This is a genomic window from Methylomagnum ishizawai, assembly GCF_019670005.1.
GTDB classification, from domain to species: Bacteria; Pseudomonadota; Gammaproteobacteria; order Methylococcales; family Methylococcaceae; genus Methylomagnum; species Methylomagnum ishizawai.
The window spans coordinates 3,953,093-3,971,728 of the sequence record NZ_AP019783.1 but is presented as its reverse complement, the minus strand read 5'-3'; the positions used below and the strand labels follow the sequence as shown (position 1 = coordinate 3,971,728).

Annotated in this window: 13 protein-coding genes; 7 read left to right on the top strand and 6 right to left on the bottom strand. The window is 64.1% G+C overall.

What is annotated here, in order from left to right:
- Positions 1 to 193: 193 nt before the first annotated feature.
- Both K5658_RS17905 and K5658_RS17900 read left to right on the top strand, forming a co-directional pair.
- Complete coding sequence (locus K5658_RS17905; protein ID WP_425515880.1) at positions 194 to 628, top strand: Hsp20/alpha crystallin family protein; 435 nt, start codon at positions 194 to 196, stop codon at positions 626 to 628.
- 138 nt (positions 629 to 766) lie between these two features.
- Positions 767 to 2,110 carry a peptidylprolyl isomerase gene (locus K5658_RS17900; RefSeq protein WP_221064452.1) on the top strand — a complete coding sequence of 448 codons (1,344 nt, stop codon included), beginning with the start codon at positions 767 to 769 and terminating at the stop codon, positions 2,108 to 2,110.
- Here K5658_RS17900 and K5658_RS17895 read toward each other — a convergent pair.
- Both K5658_RS17895 and K5658_RS17890 read right to left on the bottom strand, forming a co-directional pair.
- Positions 2,107 to 3,465 (bottom strand): GH1 family beta-glucosidase, encoded by a 1,359-nt coding sequence (locus K5658_RS17895; protein ID WP_221064451.1) that lies wholly within the window; start codon positions 3,463 to 3,465, stop codon positions 2,107 to 2,109. The two genes, K5658_RS17900 and K5658_RS17895, sit on opposite strands and share 4 nt — an antisense overlap.
- Before the next feature lie 175 nt (positions 3,466 to 3,640).
- Complete coding sequence (locus K5658_RS17890) at positions 3,641 to 3,910, bottom strand: hypothetical protein (RefSeq protein WP_221064450.1); 270 nt, start codon at positions 3,908 to 3,910, stop codon at positions 3,641 to 3,643.
- Between the two features lie 246 nt (positions 3,911 to 4,156).
- On the opposite strand from K5658_RS17890, the gene K5658_RS17885 reads away from it, so the two are divergent.
- Positions 4,157 to 4,957 carry a DJ-1/PfpI family protein gene (locus tag K5658_RS17885; protein ID WP_221064449.1) on the top strand — a complete coding sequence of 267 codons (801 nt, stop codon included), beginning with the start codon at positions 4,157 to 4,159 and terminating at the stop codon, positions 4,955 to 4,957.
- Between the two features lie 36 nt (positions 4,958 to 4,993).
- Here the strand turns inward: K5658_RS17885 and K5658_RS17880 are convergent, their stop codons facing one another.
- Positions 4,994 to 6,793 (bottom strand): ABC transporter ATP-binding protein, encoded by a 1,800-nt coding sequence (locus K5658_RS17880; protein ID WP_221064448.1) that lies wholly within the window; start codon positions 6,791 to 6,793, stop codon positions 4,994 to 4,996.
- Between the two features lie 301 nt (positions 6,794 to 7,094).
- Here K5658_RS17880 and K5658_RS17875 point away from each other — a divergent pair, with 301 nt between their 5' ends.
- Positions 7,095 to 8,219, top strand: coding sequence for a DM9 repeat-containing protein (locus K5658_RS17875; RefSeq protein ID WP_221064447.1), 1,125 nt, complete (start codon positions 7,095 to 7,097; stop codon positions 8,217 to 8,219).
- A gap of 62 nt (positions 8,220 to 8,281) precedes the next feature.
- Here the strand turns inward: K5658_RS17875 and K5658_RS17870 are convergent, their stop codons facing one another.
- Positions 8,282 to 8,851 carry a glutathione peroxidase gene (locus K5658_RS17870; RefSeq protein ID WP_221064446.1) on the bottom strand — a complete coding sequence of 190 codons (570 nt, stop codon included), beginning with the start codon at positions 8,849 to 8,851 and terminating at the stop codon, positions 8,282 to 8,284.
- Positions 8,852 to 9,036: 185 nt separating this feature from the next.
- On the opposite strand from K5658_RS17870, the gene K5658_RS17865 reads away from it, so the two are divergent.
- Positions 9,037 to 11,274: a heavy metal translocating P-type ATPase gene (locus tag K5658_RS17865; protein WP_221064445.1), complete on the top strand. Its 2,238-nt coding sequence runs from the start codon at positions 9,037 to 9,039 to the stop codon at positions 11,272 to 11,274.
- Positions 11,275 to 11,359: 85 nt separating this feature from the next.
- Here the strand turns inward: K5658_RS17865 and K5658_RS17860 are convergent, their stop codons facing one another.
- Both K5658_RS17860 and K5658_RS17855 read right to left on the bottom strand, forming a co-directional pair.
- Entirely contained in the window at positions 11,360 to 12,190 is an 831-nt protein-coding gene (locus tag K5658_RS17860) for a CheR family methyltransferase (RefSeq protein WP_221064444.1), read from the bottom strand.
- 15 nt (positions 12,191 to 12,205) lie between these two features.
- Entirely contained in the window at positions 12,206 to 15,448 is a 3,243-nt protein-coding gene (locus K5658_RS17855; protein WP_221064443.1) for a methyl-accepting chemotaxis protein, read from the bottom strand.
- A 779-nt stretch (positions 15,449 to 16,227) separates the two neighbouring features.
- Here K5658_RS17855 and K5658_RS17850 point away from each other — a divergent pair.
- Positions 16,228 to 17,958 carry a CAP domain-containing protein gene (locus K5658_RS17850; protein ID WP_221064442.1) on the top strand — a complete coding sequence of 577 codons (1,731 nt, stop codon included), beginning with the start codon at positions 16,228 to 16,230 and terminating at the stop codon, positions 17,956 to 17,958.
- A gap of 225 nt (positions 17,959 to 18,183) precedes the next feature.
- Positions 18,184 to 18,552, top strand: a complete 369-nt coding sequence (locus K5658_RS17845) for a Rieske (2Fe-2S) protein (protein WP_221064441.1) — start codon at positions 18,184 to 18,186, stop codon at positions 18,550 to 18,552.
- The last annotated feature ends 84 nt before the right edge of the window (positions 18,553 to 18,636 follow it).

Genomic DNA, 18,636 nt, shown 5'->3' with positions numbered 1-18,636 from the left:
CGCCGGTATTTCCGGTACCCTGGTCTAGCAATTGGAAAAGGATACGCTTTCGGGTATACCTGCACCGTTTTCCGCGTGGGCTTCCGCAGTATTGCCGAAGTATATACGCGGGCCGCTATTCCCCGATGGCTGGGTATTTTCCGGCGCTGGGGAAAGCGGAATCTACCCAACCTGAATCCTATGGAGCATCGCCATGACCCGTTATGAACCCTGGAGCCTGTTGAACCAACTGCAACGCGAACTCGAACGCAGCTTCGAGGGCAGCCGGGCCGGCACCGATACCGCCGCCACCGCCGAATGGACCCCGGCGGTCGATATCAAGGAGGAAGTGAACCGCTATGTGCTGTGGGCCGACCTGCCCGGCGTCAGTCCCGAGCATATCGATATCACCATGGAGAATGGCATCCTCACCCTCAAGGGCGAGCGTTCCACCGAGGCCAAGGTCCAGCGCGAGGGCATCAAGCGGGTGGAGCGGGTGTTCGGCACCTTCTACCGGCGTTTCTCGCTGCCCGACACGGCGGATTCCGACGGCATTTCCGCCCGTTGTAGCAATGGCGTCCTGGAGATTTCCATCCCCAAGAAAGCCGCCGTGCAACCCAAGAAGATCAACGTGGCCGGCGAGGGCTGATTCCACCGCTCGTCCGCTGGATAGGCACCATGGGCACCCGCGGGTGCCCATTTTTTATGGGGTGTATACAATAAGCGCGATATCGCATCACCCGCGCCCGCTGGGCCGGAACCATTACCCCCAAATACCATATTCCCTATGAACAAAGTATTCTCCTGGACGCTGGCGTCTTTGCTATTGCCCGCAGCCACGGTGGAGGCCACCCCCGCTTTCGTGGAATTGCACACCAACTATGGCGCGATTGAATTGCAACTCGATCCCGACAAAGCCCCGGTCACGGTCGCGAACTTCCTCGCCTATATCAAGGAAGGGTTTTATCAGGACACGATATTTCATCGTGTTCCCTTGGATTTCGTGGCGCAGGGGGGTGGGGTGATCCAGGATCGCACCGGATCGACCTTGACATACAAATACAAGTCCGGCTTGCACGCTTCCATCGTCAACGAGGCTAGCAATGGGTTGAAGAACATCCGGGGTTCGATTGCCATGGCCAGGGGCAGTGCTGCCAATTCGGCTACCTCCCAGTTCTTTATTAATACCGTGGACAATGCCTTCTTGGATTACGGCTCGGCCCAAAGCCCAGATGGCTACGCGGTGTTCGGCGAGGTCATCGGAGGCATGGCGGAAACCGTCGATGCGATGAACCACCAGTTGCGCCGGGCCTACGAGGTCTACGCCACGACCACCACCGATCCCAACTATTCGCTCTATGCCGTCTCCCGCAATAGTTCCCTGCTCTACGATATGCCCGTGTTCGACGAGGCGGCGCAACTGCCCGTCTACATCGAATCCGCCGAGGTGTTGCCGGAGGCTCTACCCTTCGCCAGCGCCGGGCCGGACCAAAAGGTCGCCGAAAATGCCGCTGTGATCCTGAACGGCTCGGCCAGCGATCCCGGCGGGATGGCCATCGCCAGCTATCAATGGGTCCAAACGGCGGGGCCGGCCGTCGAATTGACAGGGGCCGATAGCGCCCAGCCGCAATTCACCGCGCCCGCCGTCACCGAGGATACCGTCCTCGGCTTCCAAGTGGTGGTGACCAATGCCCAGGGCAAGACCAGCGCCGCCGACGCGGTCGCGGTGACGGTGGTCCAGTCGGGCGGCGGTGGTTCCAACCCGCTCGATTGCGGCACGGCCTACGCCGCGCCGAGCCAACTATGGCCGCCCAATAAGCTGTTCAAACCCGTCAGCGTCCAGAACGTGACCGGGGCGGGTTCCGTCAGCATCACCATTACCGGCATCACCTCCGACGAGCCGGTGAAGAACAAAAAGGGCAAGGACACGACCAAGCCCGATTTCAAGATCAAGCGCGACCATAAGACGGCTTTGCTGCGGGCCGAGCGGCAGTATGGCAAGGCCGGGAATGGGCGGGTGTATACGGTGGGCTTCCAGGCCAGCGACGGCACCCAGACCTGCACCGGCGCGGTCAAGGTGGGCGTGCCGCCGACCCGGAACGCCACGGCGGTGGACGACGCCGCTTCCTAATCCTCCTCCGCTTCCCATAAGACAGCGCCCCGGCTCTCGATCACCCGGCGGTAGAAGCGGGCGCTGTCCTTGGGAGTGCGGGTGCCGGTCGGGTAATCGACCCGCACCAGCCCGAAGCGCTTGCCATAGCCATGCGCCCACTCGAAATTGTCCAGCAGCGACCAGGCGAAATAGCCCTTCAAATCCACCCCTTCCGCCAGCGCCGCGTGGGCGGCGCGGAGATGGTCGCGTAGATACGCCACCCGGCGCGGATCGGCCACCCGTCCCGCCACGGCGGGCGGGTCGGCGAAGGCCGCGCCGTTTTCGGTGACATACAGCGGCAGCGTGGTATAGCGCTTTTTCACCCAACCCAAACAGGTCTTCAAACCTTCCGGGAACACCTCCCAATCCATCGCCGTATGCTCGGCCCGTTGCCGTACCCGCGCATCGCGCACCGGCAAATTCATGGGATCGTCGCGGACCACCGTGCGGCTGTAATAGTTGATCCCCAGGAAATCGAACGGCTCCCGGATCAGCTTGAAATCTTCCTCCGGGAAACGCGGCCAATCCGCGCCGAAGATATCGGCCATTTCTTCCGGGTAACTGCCCAGGAACACCGGGTCCAGGAACCAGCGGTTCATATAGGCGTGGCTGCGGGCCAGGGCGGCTTGGTCTTCCGGCTTGGCGCTGGCGGCGTACTTGGGTTCCAGGTTGACCACCAGGCCGATTTGCCCGTCCCCGTCGGCGCGGAACGCCTGTACCGCCAGGGCATGGCCGCGCAACAGGTTATGGGCGGCATGCGGGGCCTTGGCGAAAGCGGGCACGCCTGGCGGATGCGCCCCTTCGATATAACCGGCGTGGACGATCACCCAGGGTTCGTTCAGCGTGGCCCAGTGCTTTACCCGTCCGTCCATGGCACGGAACAGGGTGTGGGCGTAATCGGCGAACCATTGCGCGGAGTCGCGGTGGGCCCAACCGCCCTGGTCGTCCAGCGCGGCGGGCCAATCCCAATGGTGCAGGGTGGCGCAGGGCACGATGCCGGCGGCGTTGAGGGCGTCGGCCAGCCGGAGATAGAAATCCAAGCCTTTTGGGTTCAAGCGGCCCCGGCCTTCCGGGAAGATGCGGTGCCAGGCGATGCTGAAGCGGTAGGCTTGCAAGCCCAGTTCGCGCATGAGTTGGATGTCTTCCGCCCAGCGCCGGTAATGGTCGCAGGCGGTATCGCCATGGTCGCCGTTGGCGATGGTGCCGGGCCGGTGGGCGAAGCGATGCCAATTGCTGACCCCCGCGCCGTCGGCCAGGGGCGAGCCTTCGATCTGGTAGGCGGAGGTGGCGGCACCCCAGAGGAAATCGGCGGGAAAGCTGGGTTTCGTGGTCATGGGCGGGTCGGGGTCTAATGAGAAGGGCGGATATTATGCGGTTTCCCGGGCCGTACATCTTGACCCGGTTGCAACGGTATTTCGCGGACCTTCCGGCACGGCTGGAGGCTACGGGTGCCGCTGTTGCTGCGCTGGCTCAGGGAGCGCGGTTGATTCCCCCGCGCCGCCCGGCCCGCTAATCCCCCCCATCCCCCGGCATCATCCCCAACGCCATCTCCATGAAATCCTCCCGGTCCCGCAAATCGCCATAGCGCTCCAAAATCGCCAGCGCCCCCGCCACATACTCGCCCGGCACCGCCGCCCCGTCGAAAAACGCCCCCTGCCAGCGGAACAGCTTCCACAGCACATACAAGGGATTCCTGTCGTCGTGTAAACGGTATAGCTCGTCGCGCAGGATGCGCTCGCGGGTCCAGACCGATTTGGGAAATTCCACCACCTTGCCCATCGTTGTCCTCCAAATTTGATAAAACCCGATCCCGGTTTCCGGTCGCGCCAGTATCCGTGGAATAGGGTGGGTTTATGCGCCATATACCGGAACAAACCGCGCCATTGGATCGCGGCGCACCGGGAAGCGCCGCCGCTTTGCCGGTCCTGGGCGGTTTTGGCCCGTGCCTTGCACCCGTGGGCGGGCCGGAATGGTTCCGGCGCACCGATCCACCCTGAACAACCGCACCAGCCTAGGAGATAACGGATGTTATCGATAAGAATATGCCTCTTGGCCTGTTTGACGCTCTTGTCGGGCTTGGCCCAGGCCAAATACGACCCCGAGCAATACCTATATACCCTGATGGGTTCCACCCCCAATCCCAATGTCAATCAAAACGGTATCGGGATTTATATCTACGACGGGGTGAACAGCATGGACGCCCTGGGTCCATACCGGGTTTTCAAAACCGCCGGGCTCAAAACCTTTTTGATCGCCCAACAGGCGGGCACGATCACCACCAACGATGGCTTGAAAATCCAGGTGGATAAGGCCATCGATAATGTCGCCGCGCTGGATATCCTGCTGATTCCGGGCGGGGCGCTGGAAACCGCCGCCCAAACCCAGAACCAGCCGGTCCTGGATTGGATCAAGCGCATCGACCAAACCACGGTCTATACCACCAGCGTCTGCACCGGGTCTTGGGTGCTGGGGGCGGCGGGCTTGCTGCAAGGCAAGCAGGCCACCTCCAATTGGTACCGCGCCCAGGAAGTCCTCGCCAAATACGGGGCCAGTTTCCAACAGGAACGCTGGGTCCGGGACGGCAAATATTGGACTTCGGCGGGCGTCAGCGCCGGCATCGATATGGCCTTGGCCATCGTGGTCGATCTGTTCGGTGGCACCGCCTTGAACAACGCCTACGCCCAGGCCATCATGCTCGACCTGGAATACGATCCCAAGCCGCCGATCCGGGGCGGTTCGGTCCGCAAGACCAATCCCAAGGTCTTCGGTGCCATGCAGTATATGTACGACTACTATCTGCTGCCCTTCGTGCAAGGCACGCCCTGAACCACCGCACGGGGCGGCACGGACGCCGCCCCACCTTCATCCCCCGTCTTCCGGCAGGAAGCCCCCCGCCTGCATGGTCCACATCCGGTAATAGAACCCGCGCCGCGCCAATAACTCCTCGTGCCTGCCATCCTCGACGATGCGGCCCTTGTCGAACACCAGGATGCGGTCGAGATGGGCGATGGTCGAGAGCCGATGGGCGATGGCGATCACCGTCTTCTTGCCCATGGCCCGGTCCAGGTTGTCCTGGATGGCTTGTTCCGTGACCGAATCCAGGCTGGACGTGGCTTCGTCCAGGATCAGGATCGGCGCATCCTTCAGCATCACCCGGGCGATGGCGATGCGCTGGCGCTGCCCGCCCGAAAGCTTCACCCCGCGTTCGCCCACCTCCGAGGCATAGCCCTCCGGGATGGCTTCGATGAAGCCCTCGGCATGGGCCATGCGGGCGGCTTCGCGGATATCCCTATCGTCCGCGTCCGGGCGGCCATAGCCGATGTTGTCGCGGAGGCTGCGGTGGAACAAGGTCGGGTCTTGCGGGATCAGGCCGATTTGGCGGTGGAGCGAATCCTGGGTGGCGCGGGCGATGTCCTGGCCGTCGATCAGGATTTGCCCCGACTGCGGCTCGTAGTTGCGCAAAATCAGGCTGACGAAGGTCGATTTGCCCGAACCCGAAAACCCCACCAAGCCCACCCGCTGCCCCGGTTCCAGCACCACATCCAGGCCGTCGAACACCGGGCGCTCGGGTTGGTAGCCGAAGCGCACGGCGCGGAACTCGATCCGGCCTTGGCTGGCGTGGAGTGGCTGGGCGTCGGGCGCGTCCACGATCCCGTGCGGCTGGACCAGGGCGTCCACCCCATTGGCGACATTGCCGAGGTACTCGAAGAATTCCAGGAAGCGCCGGCTCAGGTTGCGGGCGTCGCCGATGATCAGCAGGGCCAGGCTGGCGCTCATGGCGAAATCGCCCGCGCCGATGTTGCCGGTTTCCCACAGGGTCAGGGCGTAATACACCGTGCCCAGTTTGAGGATGGCGGCGGCGATGAACTGGAACCAGCGCACTTTTTCCATGTACCAGAAGGTCCGGCGTCCGGCGCGGACCTCGGCTTCGAGCTGGGTTTCCAGTTGTTCGCGCTCGTGGCGCAGGCGGGCGAACTGCTTGGTGTTGAGGATATTGGTGACGGCGTCCACGATCTTGCCGTTGACCCGGCTGCGCACGGCGGCGAACTCCTGGGCGTAGGGCTGGCAGCGGGTGGCGAGCCAATACGAAATCAGCACATAGACCGCCATCCAACCGGCCACGAACAGCCCCAGTTGTTCATGGACACGGAACAGCAGGCCGCAGGTGAAGCCGAAGGTGATGACGATGGGCCAGAAATCGAACAGGATGGCCCAGAGCGTATGGTTGACGCTGACGGCGGTTTCGCTGATGCGGTGGGCCAGGGCTCCGGCGAAGTGGTTGCTGAAGTAATGCGCCGAATGGTGTTGCAGATAGGCGTAGAGGTCGCGGGCGGTCCTTTGGCGGAGGCGCGGCCCGACCGTGACCAACACCGCGCCGCTGGCCCGGCTGAACAGGATTTCCGCCACGTTCAGCGCCGCGAACAGCAGCAAGGGTTCCTTCAGGGTTTCCACCAGCGCCCCGCCCGCCGCCACGCCGTCCATCAGGCGCTTGATGGCGTAGGGGACCAGGATGCTGCCCGCCGCCTGCCCGGCTTCGAGCAACAGCATCAGGACCAGCCATTTACGGAAGCCCCGCAGGCAATACAGGATGAAGCGGCCCGTGCCGGCGGGCAGGGCGGGGGCGTCGGCGGCGCGGCGGAACGGGGCGGATCGTCGGCTCATGGGGGGTTGGATTCCGGGGGGTGGGGGAAGCCTATGATAGTGGCGCGGTGGCTGTGGATTCCGTGCGGTGCCGGGCTTGGCGCGGGAAATCCAGCATTTCCTGGGGATAGGGTGTGCCCGTCCGCGCGCGCGGGCAGGGTCGGTGGGAAGGTGTATGGATGGGATGGGGTGCTTGCTATGTAATGGGATTTTGACCCTGTTCACAAAAATGGTCATAATCGGGCTTCCGGCTGTTGCCAAGCCGGGAATATGAGCATCCAGTGCAGCATCCACGCTCCCATCCCCGCGAGGAATCCTCCCGATGAATCCCAAAACCATAACCCGCCTGTTCGCTGTGTCCTTGGCCTTGGCAACTCAGTGCGCCAGTGCCGACCAGCGTCCCATCCTCTATAGCAGCCCCGGCGCTTCGCCCGCCGTCTTGCAGGCGGCGCAAAAAATCAGCGACACCGCCACGCCCAAGGTCGATTACGCCGCGCTGACCCGCCAGGGCGATGTGTTCGTCCGCATCGCGCCGCGCGGCAGAACGCTGACCAACACCAATGCGTTGTCCGCGGGCGCCTTCCTCAGCGGCAAACCCTATGCCTTCGTCACCACGCCGGAAAGCGTGTACGGCAAGTCGCTGTTGGATATCTATCTGGATATCGGCTATGAAGCCGAGGACGTGATCCACTGGCAGCGCGACCAGGACATGGTGGCTATCGTGTTCCGCTTCCCGGACGTGGTGCGGATGTCGGACGTGGGCAACGGTGCCTTGCCCGCCGATTGGAATGCCCAGGTCTACGCGCCGACCTGGGACAATATGTTCGCGTTGTTCGATAGGCTCGCGGGCCAAGCCACCATCGACGTGGCCAAGGCATCCAGTTCCTTCGCGCCCTCGGGGCTGGTGTTCGCCTCCACGGCGGAGCGCGATTTCGTCACCGGCTTCCCCGCCGCCGCCCGCGCCGGTGTCAAGGCCGCTTCCTACGACAAACTCAGTGTGGACGGCGGCGACCCCTGGCGCTATCGCCAACTCATGGAACAGAAGCTTTCGGTGTTCGAGCATTTCTGCGGCGACGGCCATACCCGCAACGAACTGGTGGACCGCGATTGCACCACCCGCAACAGCGGCATCCTGGAATTCGTCGGTCCCAACCAGAAGTTACCGGAACTCAAGGACGTGGCGGTGGTGCGCCTGGGGATGTTGGGCATCGGCGATAGCTATGCCCCGGCCTCGCGTTGGGTGGCGGCCAGCGGTGGCACGGTGCCCGAGGGCGCGGTGAAGGCCGGGGCCGAGGCGGCACCGGGTCGGCAGCCCTTGTACGTATGCCGGGCCAGTTATCAGGGCGGGCTGCATCCTGGCAAGCTGCGTTCCGACTTCAAGGGCTGCAATCTCGGCTGGGGTGGCAAGGAGGTGGTGGTGCCGGATTACGAGGTGTTGACCGAGTAGCCTGGGCACGGCTTGGCATCCGGGGAGGTGCCGTGCGGCCCGCTCCCCGGACCGGACCCGCCTTATTTCCCCGCCTCCCCCAGCAAAGCCTCGATCTTCCCCACCAAAGCCTTGTCGTCCGGCGTGGTGGTCGAAGCGTAGGCTTCCACCACCTTGCCGTTCCTATCGATCAGGTATTTGAAGAAATTCCACTTCGGGCTGGTGCCGGACTGTCCGGCCAGTTGCTTGAAGAAGGGATTGGCGTCCGCGCCCTTCACCGGGCTTTTGGCGAACATGGGGAAGGTCACGCCATAGTTGAGATAGCAGACCTCGGCGGTCTTGTCGGCCTCGGAGAATTCCTGCCAGAAGTCGTTGGACGGGAAGCCCAGCACCACCAGGCCCTTATCCTTGTATTTCTGGTACAAGGCTTCCAGCCCCTTGAATTGCGGGGTGAAACCGCATTGGCTGGCGGTGTTGACCGCCAGGACGACCTTGCCCCGGTAGGCTTCGCAGAACTGGACGGGTTCGCCGCCGCGCAGGGGCTTGGCGGTGTAGTCCAGCAGGGGCGGGCAGTTTTCGGCGGCGCGGGCGTGGGTCGGCAGCGCCAAGGCGCAGGCCAACAACCAGGGAAGCAGCGGGAAATGGATACGCATGGAATACCTCGGTTGAAAAACGCTGGGGATGGAGCCATAACCGGTCTTCTATCCGGTCCCGGTGGATTCGCCGGTTCCGAGTACGGGTTTGTTATAGTAAGCCGTTTCGGGACCGGACGATCCGCCCTCCTTAGTCGCCGGAATCCGGCCCGGATTCCCCCATCCCATCCATCGGAGCCTATGCTATGTCCGCTTTGGCCGAATCCGAACAGAAATCCATCCGCCTTTCCATCGCCGGGATGCGCTGCGCCGGTTGCGTGCAGGCCGTCGAAACCGCCCTGCGCGATATCCCCGGCGTCGCCGCCGCCGATGTCAATTTCGCCGACCATTCCGCCCTGGTGCGCGGCCCGGTCGAACCCGATCTCCTGCGGAAAGCCATCCAGGACGCCGGTTTCGACGCGGCGGTCATGGAGGGTTTGGAAGACACCAGCGAGCAGGAATCGCTGGAACAGGAGCGTTACCGCTCGCTCATCAACAAGGCCGCGGTGGCGGGTCTCCTGGGCGCGATGCTGATGGGCGGGGCGCATTTCGGTGGCTTGCCGACCTTCGGCGCGCCCGGCACTGGCGGCATCTGGTTCCTGATTTCGCTGCTGACGCTGGGGACCATGTGGTACTCGGGCAGCCATTTCTATAAGGGGGCGCTGAAAAGCTGGGAGCATCGCCAAGCCAATATGGATACCTTGATCGCCCTGGGCACCGGCGCGGCTTGGTTCTATTCCACGGTGGCCATCGTGGCGGGCGATTGGCTGCCGATCCTGACCCGCGATGCCTATTTCGAGGCGGCGGCGGTCATCCTGGCCTTCATCAACCTGGGTGGCGCCCTGGAAATGCGGGCGCGGGGCCGGACCTCCTCCGCCATCCGCGCCCTGATCGGCCTGCAACCGCGCACGGCGCGGGTGCTGCGCGAAGGCCAGGAATTCGATATTCCCATCGTCGATGTCGGCCTGACCGATGTGCTGCGGGTACGTCCCGGCGAAAAAATCCCGGTCGATGGCGTCCTGGTCGAGGGCCATTCCAGCGTGGACGAATCCATGCTGACCGGCGAACCCATGCCGGTCGAAAAGACCGTGGGCGACGAAGTGGTCTGCGGCACGCTCAACCAATCCGGCACCTTCCTATTCCAAGCCACCCGCATTGGCCGCGACACCGTGCTGGCCCAGATCATCGCCAGCGTACGCCGCGCCCAGGCCAGCAAACCGGCCATCGCCCGCCTGGTGGATAAGGTCGCGGCGGTGTTCGTGCCGGTGGTGGTGGCCATCGCCCTCGTGACTTTCCTGGTGTGGTGGATCATGGGGCCGTCGCCCGCCTTCGGCTATGCCTTCGTCACCGCCATGACCGTGCTGGTCATCGCCTGCCCCTGCGCCTTGGGGCTGGCGACGCCGATTTCGGTCATGGTGGCGGTGGGCCGCGCCGCCCAGTCCGGCATCCTCATCCGTAATGGCGATGCCCTGCAAGGCGCGGGCAAGCTGAGTTGCGTGGTGCTGGACAAGACCGGCACCGTGACCGAGGGCCGGCCCAAGCTCGCCAGCGTCGCCGCCGCCGAAGGCTGGACCGAGGATACGGTGCTGCGATGGGCGGCCAGCCTGGAGGCCGGCTCCGAGCATCCCTTGGCGGCGGCGGTCCTGGCCGGGGCGCAGGACCGCGGGATCGAACCCTTGCCGGTGAACGGCTTCGCGGCGGTGATCGGGCATGGGGTGTCGGGCATGATCGAGGGCAGCGCGGCCCTGTTGGGCAACGCGGCCTTGATGAAGCAGCATCAGGTCGAGACCGGACCCTTCGCCGAACCACTCCAAGCGCTGGCGGGGCAGGGCCAGACCCCGGTATTGCTGGCGGTGAACCGGGTGGCGGTGGGGTTGATTTCGGTGGCCGATCCGATCAAGGCCGATTCCAAGGACGCAGTGGCGCGGCTCCGCGCCGCCGGTATCCGGGTCTTGATGGTGACGGGCGACAACGAGATCACCGCCAAGGCCATCGCCGCCCAGGCCGGGATTTCGGAAGTGCGGGCCCAGGTCTTGCCGCAGGACAAGGCCAAGGTGGTCAAGACCTTGCAGGACCAGGGCGAGGCCGTGGGCATGGTGGGCGATGGCATCAACGACGCGCCCGCCTTGGCCCAGTCCAATGTCGGTTTCGCCATCGGCACCGGCACCGATATCGCCATCGAGAGCGCCGACGTGGTCATCATGGGCGGTTCCCTGGTCAAGGTGGCGGAGGCGATGGAACTGTCCCAGGCCACGGTGCGCAATATCAAGCAGAACCTGCTGGGCGCCTTCATCTACAACAGCTTGGCGATCCCGGTGGCGGCGGGGGTGCTGTATCCGGTGTTCGGCATCCTGCTGAACCCGATGATCGCGGGCGCGGCCATGGCGATGTCCTCGGTGACGGTGGTGACCAACGCCAACCGGCTGCGCTTGGTGGGGAAGTAGGATCGCGCTGGTTCCCCAACCCGGTTGGGGAACACCAGCCCTGAAGTCCCGCTCCCGGCCTTTGGGTTCAGCCGAGCCGTGTTGTTTAGGGTTTCCGATAAATCGCGGGCCGCACCGGCCTCACCGCGTCGGTCAAACCGTGCAACACTTCCGAATGGCCCACGAACAGATAACCGCCGGGCCGCAAGCGCTCGATCACCCGTTGCAAGACCCGCCGCTTGGTGGGCGCGTCGAAATAAATCATCACATTGCGCAGGAAGATCAGGTCGAAGCTGCCCAGTTCCGGCAAAGGCTCGTTCAGGTTGATTTGCAGGAAACGGACCCGCTCGCGCAACTGGGGCGTCAGAGAGAGCGTGCCTTGGCAGGAGCCGATGCCCTTGCGGCAATGTTCCAGCAGCAAGGGGAAGGGGATGTTTTCGCCACGGCTCAAGGGATAAACCCCGCGTTTGGCGATGTTCAGCACCTTGGTGCTGATATCCGAGGCCAGCACTTCCCAAGAGGTGTCGGGATAGCGCCCGGCCAGGGTCATGGCGATGCTGTAGGGCTCCTCGCCCGAGGAGCAGGCGGCGCTCCAGATGCGCGGCGGGGTCGCGCGGTTATGCCCGGCCAGGAGGTGGTCGCGCAGGAAGGCGAAATGCTCGGGTTCGCGGAAGAACCAGGTTTCGTTGGTGCAGAGCAGGTCGATGGCCGCCTGCATTTCATCGCAGCCGTTTTCCAAGAGATCGAGATAATCCCCGTACCCGCGCAGGTTCAAGGCCCGTAAACGGCCGCCCAGCCGTCCCGTGACCAGATATTTCCGGGCCGGGGACAAATCGAGTCCGACCCGGTGGCGGATCAGGCGGCCCAGGTTGGCGAATTCCTGGTCGCCGATCTCGTCGTGGGCGGGATTGGATAATGCGGCATTGGCTAGGTTCATGGTGCGATCCTCCCATCAAAACCGGACATATTCGCGTTCGTTGACCGGGGTTTCCGCCGCCTGCCCGCGGGGCTTGGTTTTTGGGCGCGGCCCGGCGCGGGGTGCCAAGCGGTCCATGGCCATTCCGGCATCGTTCCCGACCCGGAAGAAATTCATGAGCCGGCCCAGTTGCTCGGCTTGGTTGCTCATGTCCTCGGCGGTGGCGGCCAATTCCTCGCCGGAAGAGGCGTTTTGCTGGGTCACTTTGCGTAGCTGGTTCATCGCCAGATTGATTTGCTCCACCCCGCTGGATTGTTCGCGGGAAGCCGCCGCGATTTCCTGCACCAGCTCGGAGGTCTTGCCGATGGCGGGCACCATCCGTGTCAGCAGGCGTCCGGCCAGTTCGGCCCGCTCCACGCTGTCGGCGGCGAGCTGGCTGATTTCCAGGGCGGCGACTTGGCTGCGCTCGGCCAGCTTCCTGACTTCCGCCGCCACCACCGCGAAGCCCTTGCCGTGTTCCCCGGCGCGGGCGGCTTCGATGGCGGCGTTCAGGGCCAGCAGGTTGGTTTGGTAGGCGATGTCGTCGACGATGCCGATCTTGGAGGCGATCAGCTTCATGGCCTGCACGGTCAGCAGCACCGCGTCGCCGCCTTCGCCGGCTTCCTTGGCCGATTCGTTGGCGATGTTCTCGGTGGCATGGGCGTTGTCGGCGTTCTGGCGGATCGACACCGCCATCTGCTCGACCGAAGCGCCGGTTTCCTCGACGCTGGCGGATTGCTCGGTGGTGGCTTGGCTGAAGGCCTGGGCGGTGGCGTTGACTTGTTCGGTGGCGCTGGCCAGCGCGTCGGAGGCTTGGCGCACTTCGGCGATGACCCCCGACAGCTTGTCCACGGTGTTGTTGACCGAGTCCCGCAGTTGGCGCAGCTTGCCTTGGTAGGTCGCGTCGATCTTTTCGGTCAGGTCGCCGCGCTCGATCAAGGTCAACAACCGCATGACCTCGTTCACCGGCCCGATGACCGAATCCAGGGTTTGGTTCACGCCCTCGACGATGCGGCGGTAGCCGCCCTGGTGTTTGGCGGCGTCGGCGCGGGTTTCCAAGCGGCCTTCCAGCGCCGCTTGGGACAGCATGTCGGCGTCGGCGATCAAGGCGTTGACGTTGTCGATGGCGAGGTTGAGGTTGTGCTTGAGGACGTTGAAATCGCCCTGGTAGTTGTCGGCGATCTTAGGCGGGATATCGCCCTGGGCGATGCGGTCCACATAATTTGCTGCAACGTTCAGGGGACCGATGACGGCGTCGAGGGTCTGGTTGATGCCTTCCACCATGTCCTTGAAGCTGTGCTTGAACTTGGCGGCGTCGGCGCGGGCGGCGAGTTTGCCCTGCAAGGCCGCTTCCACCAGCCGCATGATCTCGGCCTGCATGGCTTGCAGGTTGGCCTTCACCCCGTCGATGGCGGCGGTGATCTGGCCCTTCTTGCCGGGCAGGCGGTCCATGTCCTGGGAGAAGTCGCCCTCGGCGTATTGCTTGACGACCTCCACCACCCGCATCTTCACCGCGATGTGCGAGGCCACCAGTTGGTTGATGCTTCCGGCGATGCGGGCGTACACGCCGTTGAACCGCTCGGTGGGGATGGCGTAGTCGATGGCCCCGGCGGCGTGTTCGTCCCAGATTTTCCGCTGCGCCGCCTCGAAATCGTTGAGCGTGCCGATCAGGGTGTTGAGGTTGTTCTTGAGGACGTTGAAATCGCCCTGGTAGTTGTCGGCGATCTTGGGCGGGATATCGCCCTGGGCGATGCGGTCCACATAATTTGCTGCAACGTTCAGGGGACCGATGACGGCGTCCAGGGTCTGGTTGATGCCTTCCACCATGTCCTTGAAGCTGTGCTTGAACTTGGCGGCGTCGGCGCGGGCGGCGAGCTTGCCCTGCAAGGCCGCTTCCACCAGCCGCATGATCTCGGCCTGCATGGCTTGCAGGTTGGCCTTCACCCCGTCGATGGCGGCGGTGATCTGGCCCTTCTTGCCGGGCAGGCGGTCCATGTCCTGGGAGAAATCGCCCTCGGCGTATTGCTTGACGACCTCCACCACCCGCATCTTCACCGCGATGTGCGAGGCCACCAGTTGGTTGATGCTTCCGGCGATGCGGGCGTACACGCCGTTGAACCGCTCGGCGGGGATGATGTAGTCGATGGCTCCCGCCTGGTGTTCGTCCCAAATCTTACGCTGCGCCGCCTCGAAATCGTTGAGCGTGCCGATCAAGGTATTGAGGTTGTGCTTGATGGTGTCGAAATCGCCCTGGTAGGGGTCGGCGATGGCGGGCGGGATATCGCCCAGGGCGATGCGTTGGATATAGTGGGCGGCCACATGCAGCGGCCCGACCACGGCGTCCAGCACCCGGTTGATGCTCTCGCCGAATTGTTTGAAGCCGCCGCCGACCCGCTCGATATCCACCCTTTGGGCCAGGTTCCCGGCCACGGCTTGTTCCACCAGGCGTTCGATTTCGGCCTGGCCCCGGACCTGGTCGGTGATGTTGTCCCATTGCACCGCGAATCCGTTGGGACGGCCATCCTTGCGGACCAAGGGAAAGGTGGTCAACCGGAAGGTATGGTCGGCCAGCTTCATGGTGGTCGAGAGCGAGCGGTTGCGCGGATCGGACAGCAATTGGCGCTGATGCCGCGGGTGTTGGTGGAAGGTGTCGATGGAGAGTCCGACCAAGCGGCGCGGATCGACGCCGGGGAACAGCTTCTCGAAGGCTTCGAGGTTGTCCTCGAAAATCCGCAGCACCGCCGGGTTGGCGTAGGTGATGTTGAAGTTCTCGTCGCAGGTCATGATGGCGTATTCGGTGCCGGCCAGGATTTGCCGCATGATTTCGCCGATGCGCTCGGTTTCGAGATGGTCGGTCGCGTACCAGAATTCGATGGCGTAGCCCGTGATCTTGCCGGGGCGGGTGGCGAGCGGGATGGCGGCGATGTGGAAGCGGTGTTGGCCTACGCCGACGAAGCCGCTGAGACCGGATTCGCTCTCCCGCAGGCGCTTGGGCAGGGCGGGGTCGATGCCGGGCCAACGGTCGATCCGGCTGCCCGGCAGGGCGTCGGGGCGGAAGTCCGGGTTCAGTGCGCGGATATCCTCGGCGTAGCGCCCGAGCAGCGCCTTGGCGGCGGCATTGACGCCGACCACGGCGAATTCCGCGTCCAGAACCACCATCGCGGTGTGGGTGTGGTGCATGGCGAGTCGGAGGCGCTCGCCTTCGCCGTTCCAGAGACCGTTCAACAACCAAAAAGTCATAACAACCTCCTGTGGATAAAATGCCGCCCCGGCGGCTATGGATCGGTGGATGAAGCCTTGTTCCTAAAGTGGGTGGTCGGATCGGCCCTGCCCGCCGGACAGGCTTGCCGCCATGGGTTTCGGGCATAAAGGCCGGGTGTGGTGGTCGGCGATGGCGCGGCGGACCCAGGGTCTGGCGTGATCCGCTCGCCGCGAATCCGGTATCGGAACCCATCGTCGGCCTCGCCGCCGAACGGTTGGCGGAGTGGGTCGGTGCCAGGGCCATGGCGGGCGGGCCGGCCCGGTGTGAAAGAGAACCTCAAGAAATAAGTGTGAGACGGTAAATCCTTTACTGTGACGCTTGCGATACGCAAACCGTAGCGCCTCCTAAAGCTAGATTAGTTTGACATAAATTCCATGGTGAATATTACCCATTTTAGGGGCAGATTTAGGCGCGAAGCTTGCTCGGGGTGCTGGTTTTTAGGGATATGGGAGTGCGGAAAAAGCTTGGGGCGGGTTTCGCGCCTAGGTGACGCGATAGGTTCGGTTCATATCACCCATAATGGGTTTTGTGGCGCGGTGGCCTGGGGATTTCTTTAGGGGAAATCCTTAGTTTCATCCTTAACCTGGGGGCCGACGGCCACGGGCCGGGGCGCGGCGGGTGTCCGGCGGTTGGCGCGGGCTGTGGATTCCGCCGGGGAACCCGCGGAAATCGGCGATGGGTCACTGATTGGCATGGCGGGGGGTTGCTACCCTTTACATCTGGTTTCGCCATAACGTCCAATTCCAGGAACATCCCCATGCCGATCTTCTATCCCTCCCATCGCCTGCGGTCCTTGTCCATCGCCCTGATCCTCGCCGTCCAGGCCGGGGGGGCCGAGGCGGGCCGGACCGGCGGTTTCGCCGTCAACATCCCCAAAAACCGCGAGGACGCCCGCAATTTCTACAACGCCGTGTACGCCGCCTCCGAAGGCGTCGCCATGGGCTGGACCGGCCAGCTGGCGGGCTGCAAGCCGGGCAGGGTGTCCACCGACTACCTCAAAGCCGGACTGACCCGCGTCAATTATTTCCGGGCCATGGCCGGGGTGCCCGCCACCGTCACCTTCCTGGCCGATTACAACGCCAAGGCCCAGCAGGCGGCCCTGATGATGCTGGCGAACCAGTCGCTCAGCCATTCCCCGCCCCCGGGGTGGACCTGCTACACGGCGGACGGCGCCACGGCGGCGGGGAGTTCCAATCTGGCGGCGGGCAATGCCGGGGCCGCGTCGATAGACATGTACATGAACGACGCCGGCACGGTCTCGCTCGGCCACCGGCGCTGGGTGTTCTATCCGCAGACCAAGAACATGGGCCAGGGCAGCGTGGCCGATGCGTCCAAACCCACCTATAAACAAGCCTCGGCGCTCTGGGTGTTCGACGGCCACGGCGGCGACGCCCGGCCCGCCACCCGCGATGGTTTCGTGGCCTGGCCGCCCAAGGGCTATGTGCCCTACGGCTTGATCTACCCCGATTGGTCGATTTCCTATCCCAAGGCCGATTTCAGCCAGGCCGGGGTGGTGGTGAGCCGGGGCGGGACCGCCATTCCCGTCACGGTCTCCCATCCCGGCAATGGCTATGGCGAAAATACCCTGTCCTTCCGGCTCGGCACCGCCATCGTCCCGACCGCCGCCGACCAGGTGTTCCATGTGGCGGTGACGAATGTGTTGATCGGGGGCGTGGCGCAGAGCTTCGTCTACGATGTCAAGGCGTTCGATCCCCAGGTCAAGACCGCCGCCAGCGTGACGCCGGTCCTCAGCGGCAACGCCCAGCCCGCGTTCAACCAGGCGGAAACCTATGGCTTCACCCCGGTGTCCAGGGCCGATGGCTACCGGCTGCGGGTCGGCGTCCTCCAGGATTTCACCACGGTGGCGGGCGCGGAATCCAACAGCGCCGCCGGTTTCGTGGTCGATGCCGACACCGCCGCCTATCCGGTGGTGGTCGCCGCGCCCGCCACCGGCCAATACGCCTTCCATCTGGCCCATCCCACCCCGCCTCGCACCCAGAGCCTGACCTGGGACCATGATTTCTATGTCAAGGACGCCCAGGCGGTCCTGCGCTTCGATAGCCGCCTGGGCTGGGCGACCGGCGCGCAGGCGGCGCAGGTGCAGGTATCGCCGGACGGGGGTAAAAGCTGGCAGACCGAGTACGAGCAAGCCGGCACCGGCGGCGCGGGCGAATCCGGCTATGTGGCCCGCCAAGTGTCCTTGCAAGCCTATGCCGGGCGGACGGTGCGGCTACGGTTCGCCTATGCCTTCAAGGGCGGTTCCTATTACCCACAGACCGGCGTGGGCATCGGCTGGCAGTTGGACAATATCCGCCTGGGTAACACCGCCGAACTCACCGGGCAGACCACGACCGACCTGGGGAAGATTTCCAGCCTGGTCTATACCCCGACGGCCAGCGGCCAATACCTATTGCAGCTCCAGGCGACCGCTTTCGGTGCCTATCCCTTGGAATGGGGACCGGGCTTCTTGATCCAGGTCGCGCCCTGACCCGGTTGTGGGGTGGATGGCCCCGGCGCGATCCACCCCGGCCCGCCGCGCCCGGTTCCACCCGACACACGGAGAATTCACGACATCGCCTGTCGGCTTGCCGACAAGCCTGCCACGCCCGCCGCTGCGGCCAAGTCCCCGATTCGACGGCCTGCGCCGCGCCGGGGTCCACGGCACCGAACTTGCTCGACAGCCAGTCCACCATCCCATCATCGAGGACACCCCATGAACGAGCTATTCGCGATCTGCCGCACCATAGAAATCGAGGAGGAACAAGGCCACGGCTACTGGCTGTCGCGCCGCTACGAAAACGGCGAGGTGAAACCCTGGCCGATCTTGATCACCCGCAAGGGCAACAACTTTTTCGGCTTCGAGAACGCCTGCCCGCATACCGGCCAGCGCTTGGATACCACGCCGGGGCAATTCATGGACGAGGAGGGGAATTTCCTGAATTGCGGCAGGCATCACGCCCAGTTCGATCTGGATACCGGCAAATGCTTCATCGGTCCCTGCCAGGGGAAATACCTGACCCCGGTCCAGTTGGTGATCGACGATGGCGATGTCTGCGTGACCGGGGTGGAGTTGGAGGATTAGCGATTAATAAAGGCGATTTCCGAAGGGGTGCGCGCCGCGCCGGGCTTTTTTCTGGAAATCGCCCAAAACCCCGCCCGGTGCTTT

Bases quoted from the DNA above. Each gene is read 5' to 3' on its own strand.
- K5658_RS17845 (WP_221064441.1), top strand. From the start codon at position 18,184: ATGAACGAGCTATTCGCGATCTGCCGCACCATAGAAATCGAGGAGGAA.
- K5658_RS17870 (WP_221064446.1), bottom strand. From the start codon at position 8,851: ATGCGTATCCATTTCCCGCTGCTTCCCTGGTTGTTGGCCTGCGCCTTG.
- K5658_RS17905 (WP_425515880.1), top strand. From the start codon at position 194: ATGACCCGTTATGAACCCTGGAGCCTGTTGAACCAACTGCAACGCGAA.
- K5658_RS17860 (WP_221064444.1), bottom strand. From the start codon at position 12,190: ATGAACCTAGCCAATGCCGCATTATCCAATCCCGCCCACGACGAGATC.
- K5658_RS17890 (WP_221064450.1), bottom strand. From the start codon at position 3,910: ATGGGCAAGGTGGTGGAATTTCCCAAATCGGTCTGGACCCGCGAGCGC.
- K5658_RS17900 (WP_221064452.1), top strand. From the start codon at position 767: ATGAACAAAGTATTCTCCTGGACGCTGGCGTCTTTGCTATTGCCCGCA.
- K5658_RS17875 (WP_221064447.1), top strand. From the start codon at position 7,095: ATGAATCCCAAAACCATAACCCGCCTGTTCGCTGTGTCCTTGGCCTTG.
- K5658_RS17880 (WP_221064448.1), bottom strand. From the start codon at position 6,793: ATGAGCCGACGATCCGCCCCGTTCCGCCGCGCCGCCGACGCCCCCGCC.
- K5658_RS17855 (WP_221064443.1), bottom strand. From the start codon at position 15,448: ATGACTTTTTGGTTGTTGAACGGTCTCTGGAACGGCGAAGGCGAGCGC.
- K5658_RS17885 (WP_221064449.1), top strand. From the start codon at position 4,157: ATGTTATCGATAAGAATATGCCTCTTGGCCTGTTTGACGCTCTTGTCG.
- K5658_RS17850 (WP_221064442.1), top strand. From the start codon at position 16,228: ATGCCGATCTTCTATCCCTCCCATCGCCTGCGGTCCTTGTCCATCGCC.
- K5658_RS17865 (WP_221064445.1), top strand. From the start codon at position 9,037: ATGTCCGCTTTGGCCGAATCCGAACAGAAATCCATCCGCCTTTCCATC.
- K5658_RS17895 (WP_221064451.1), bottom strand. From the start codon at position 3,465: ATGACCACGAAACCCAGCTTTCCCGCCGATTTCCTCTGGGGTGCCGCC.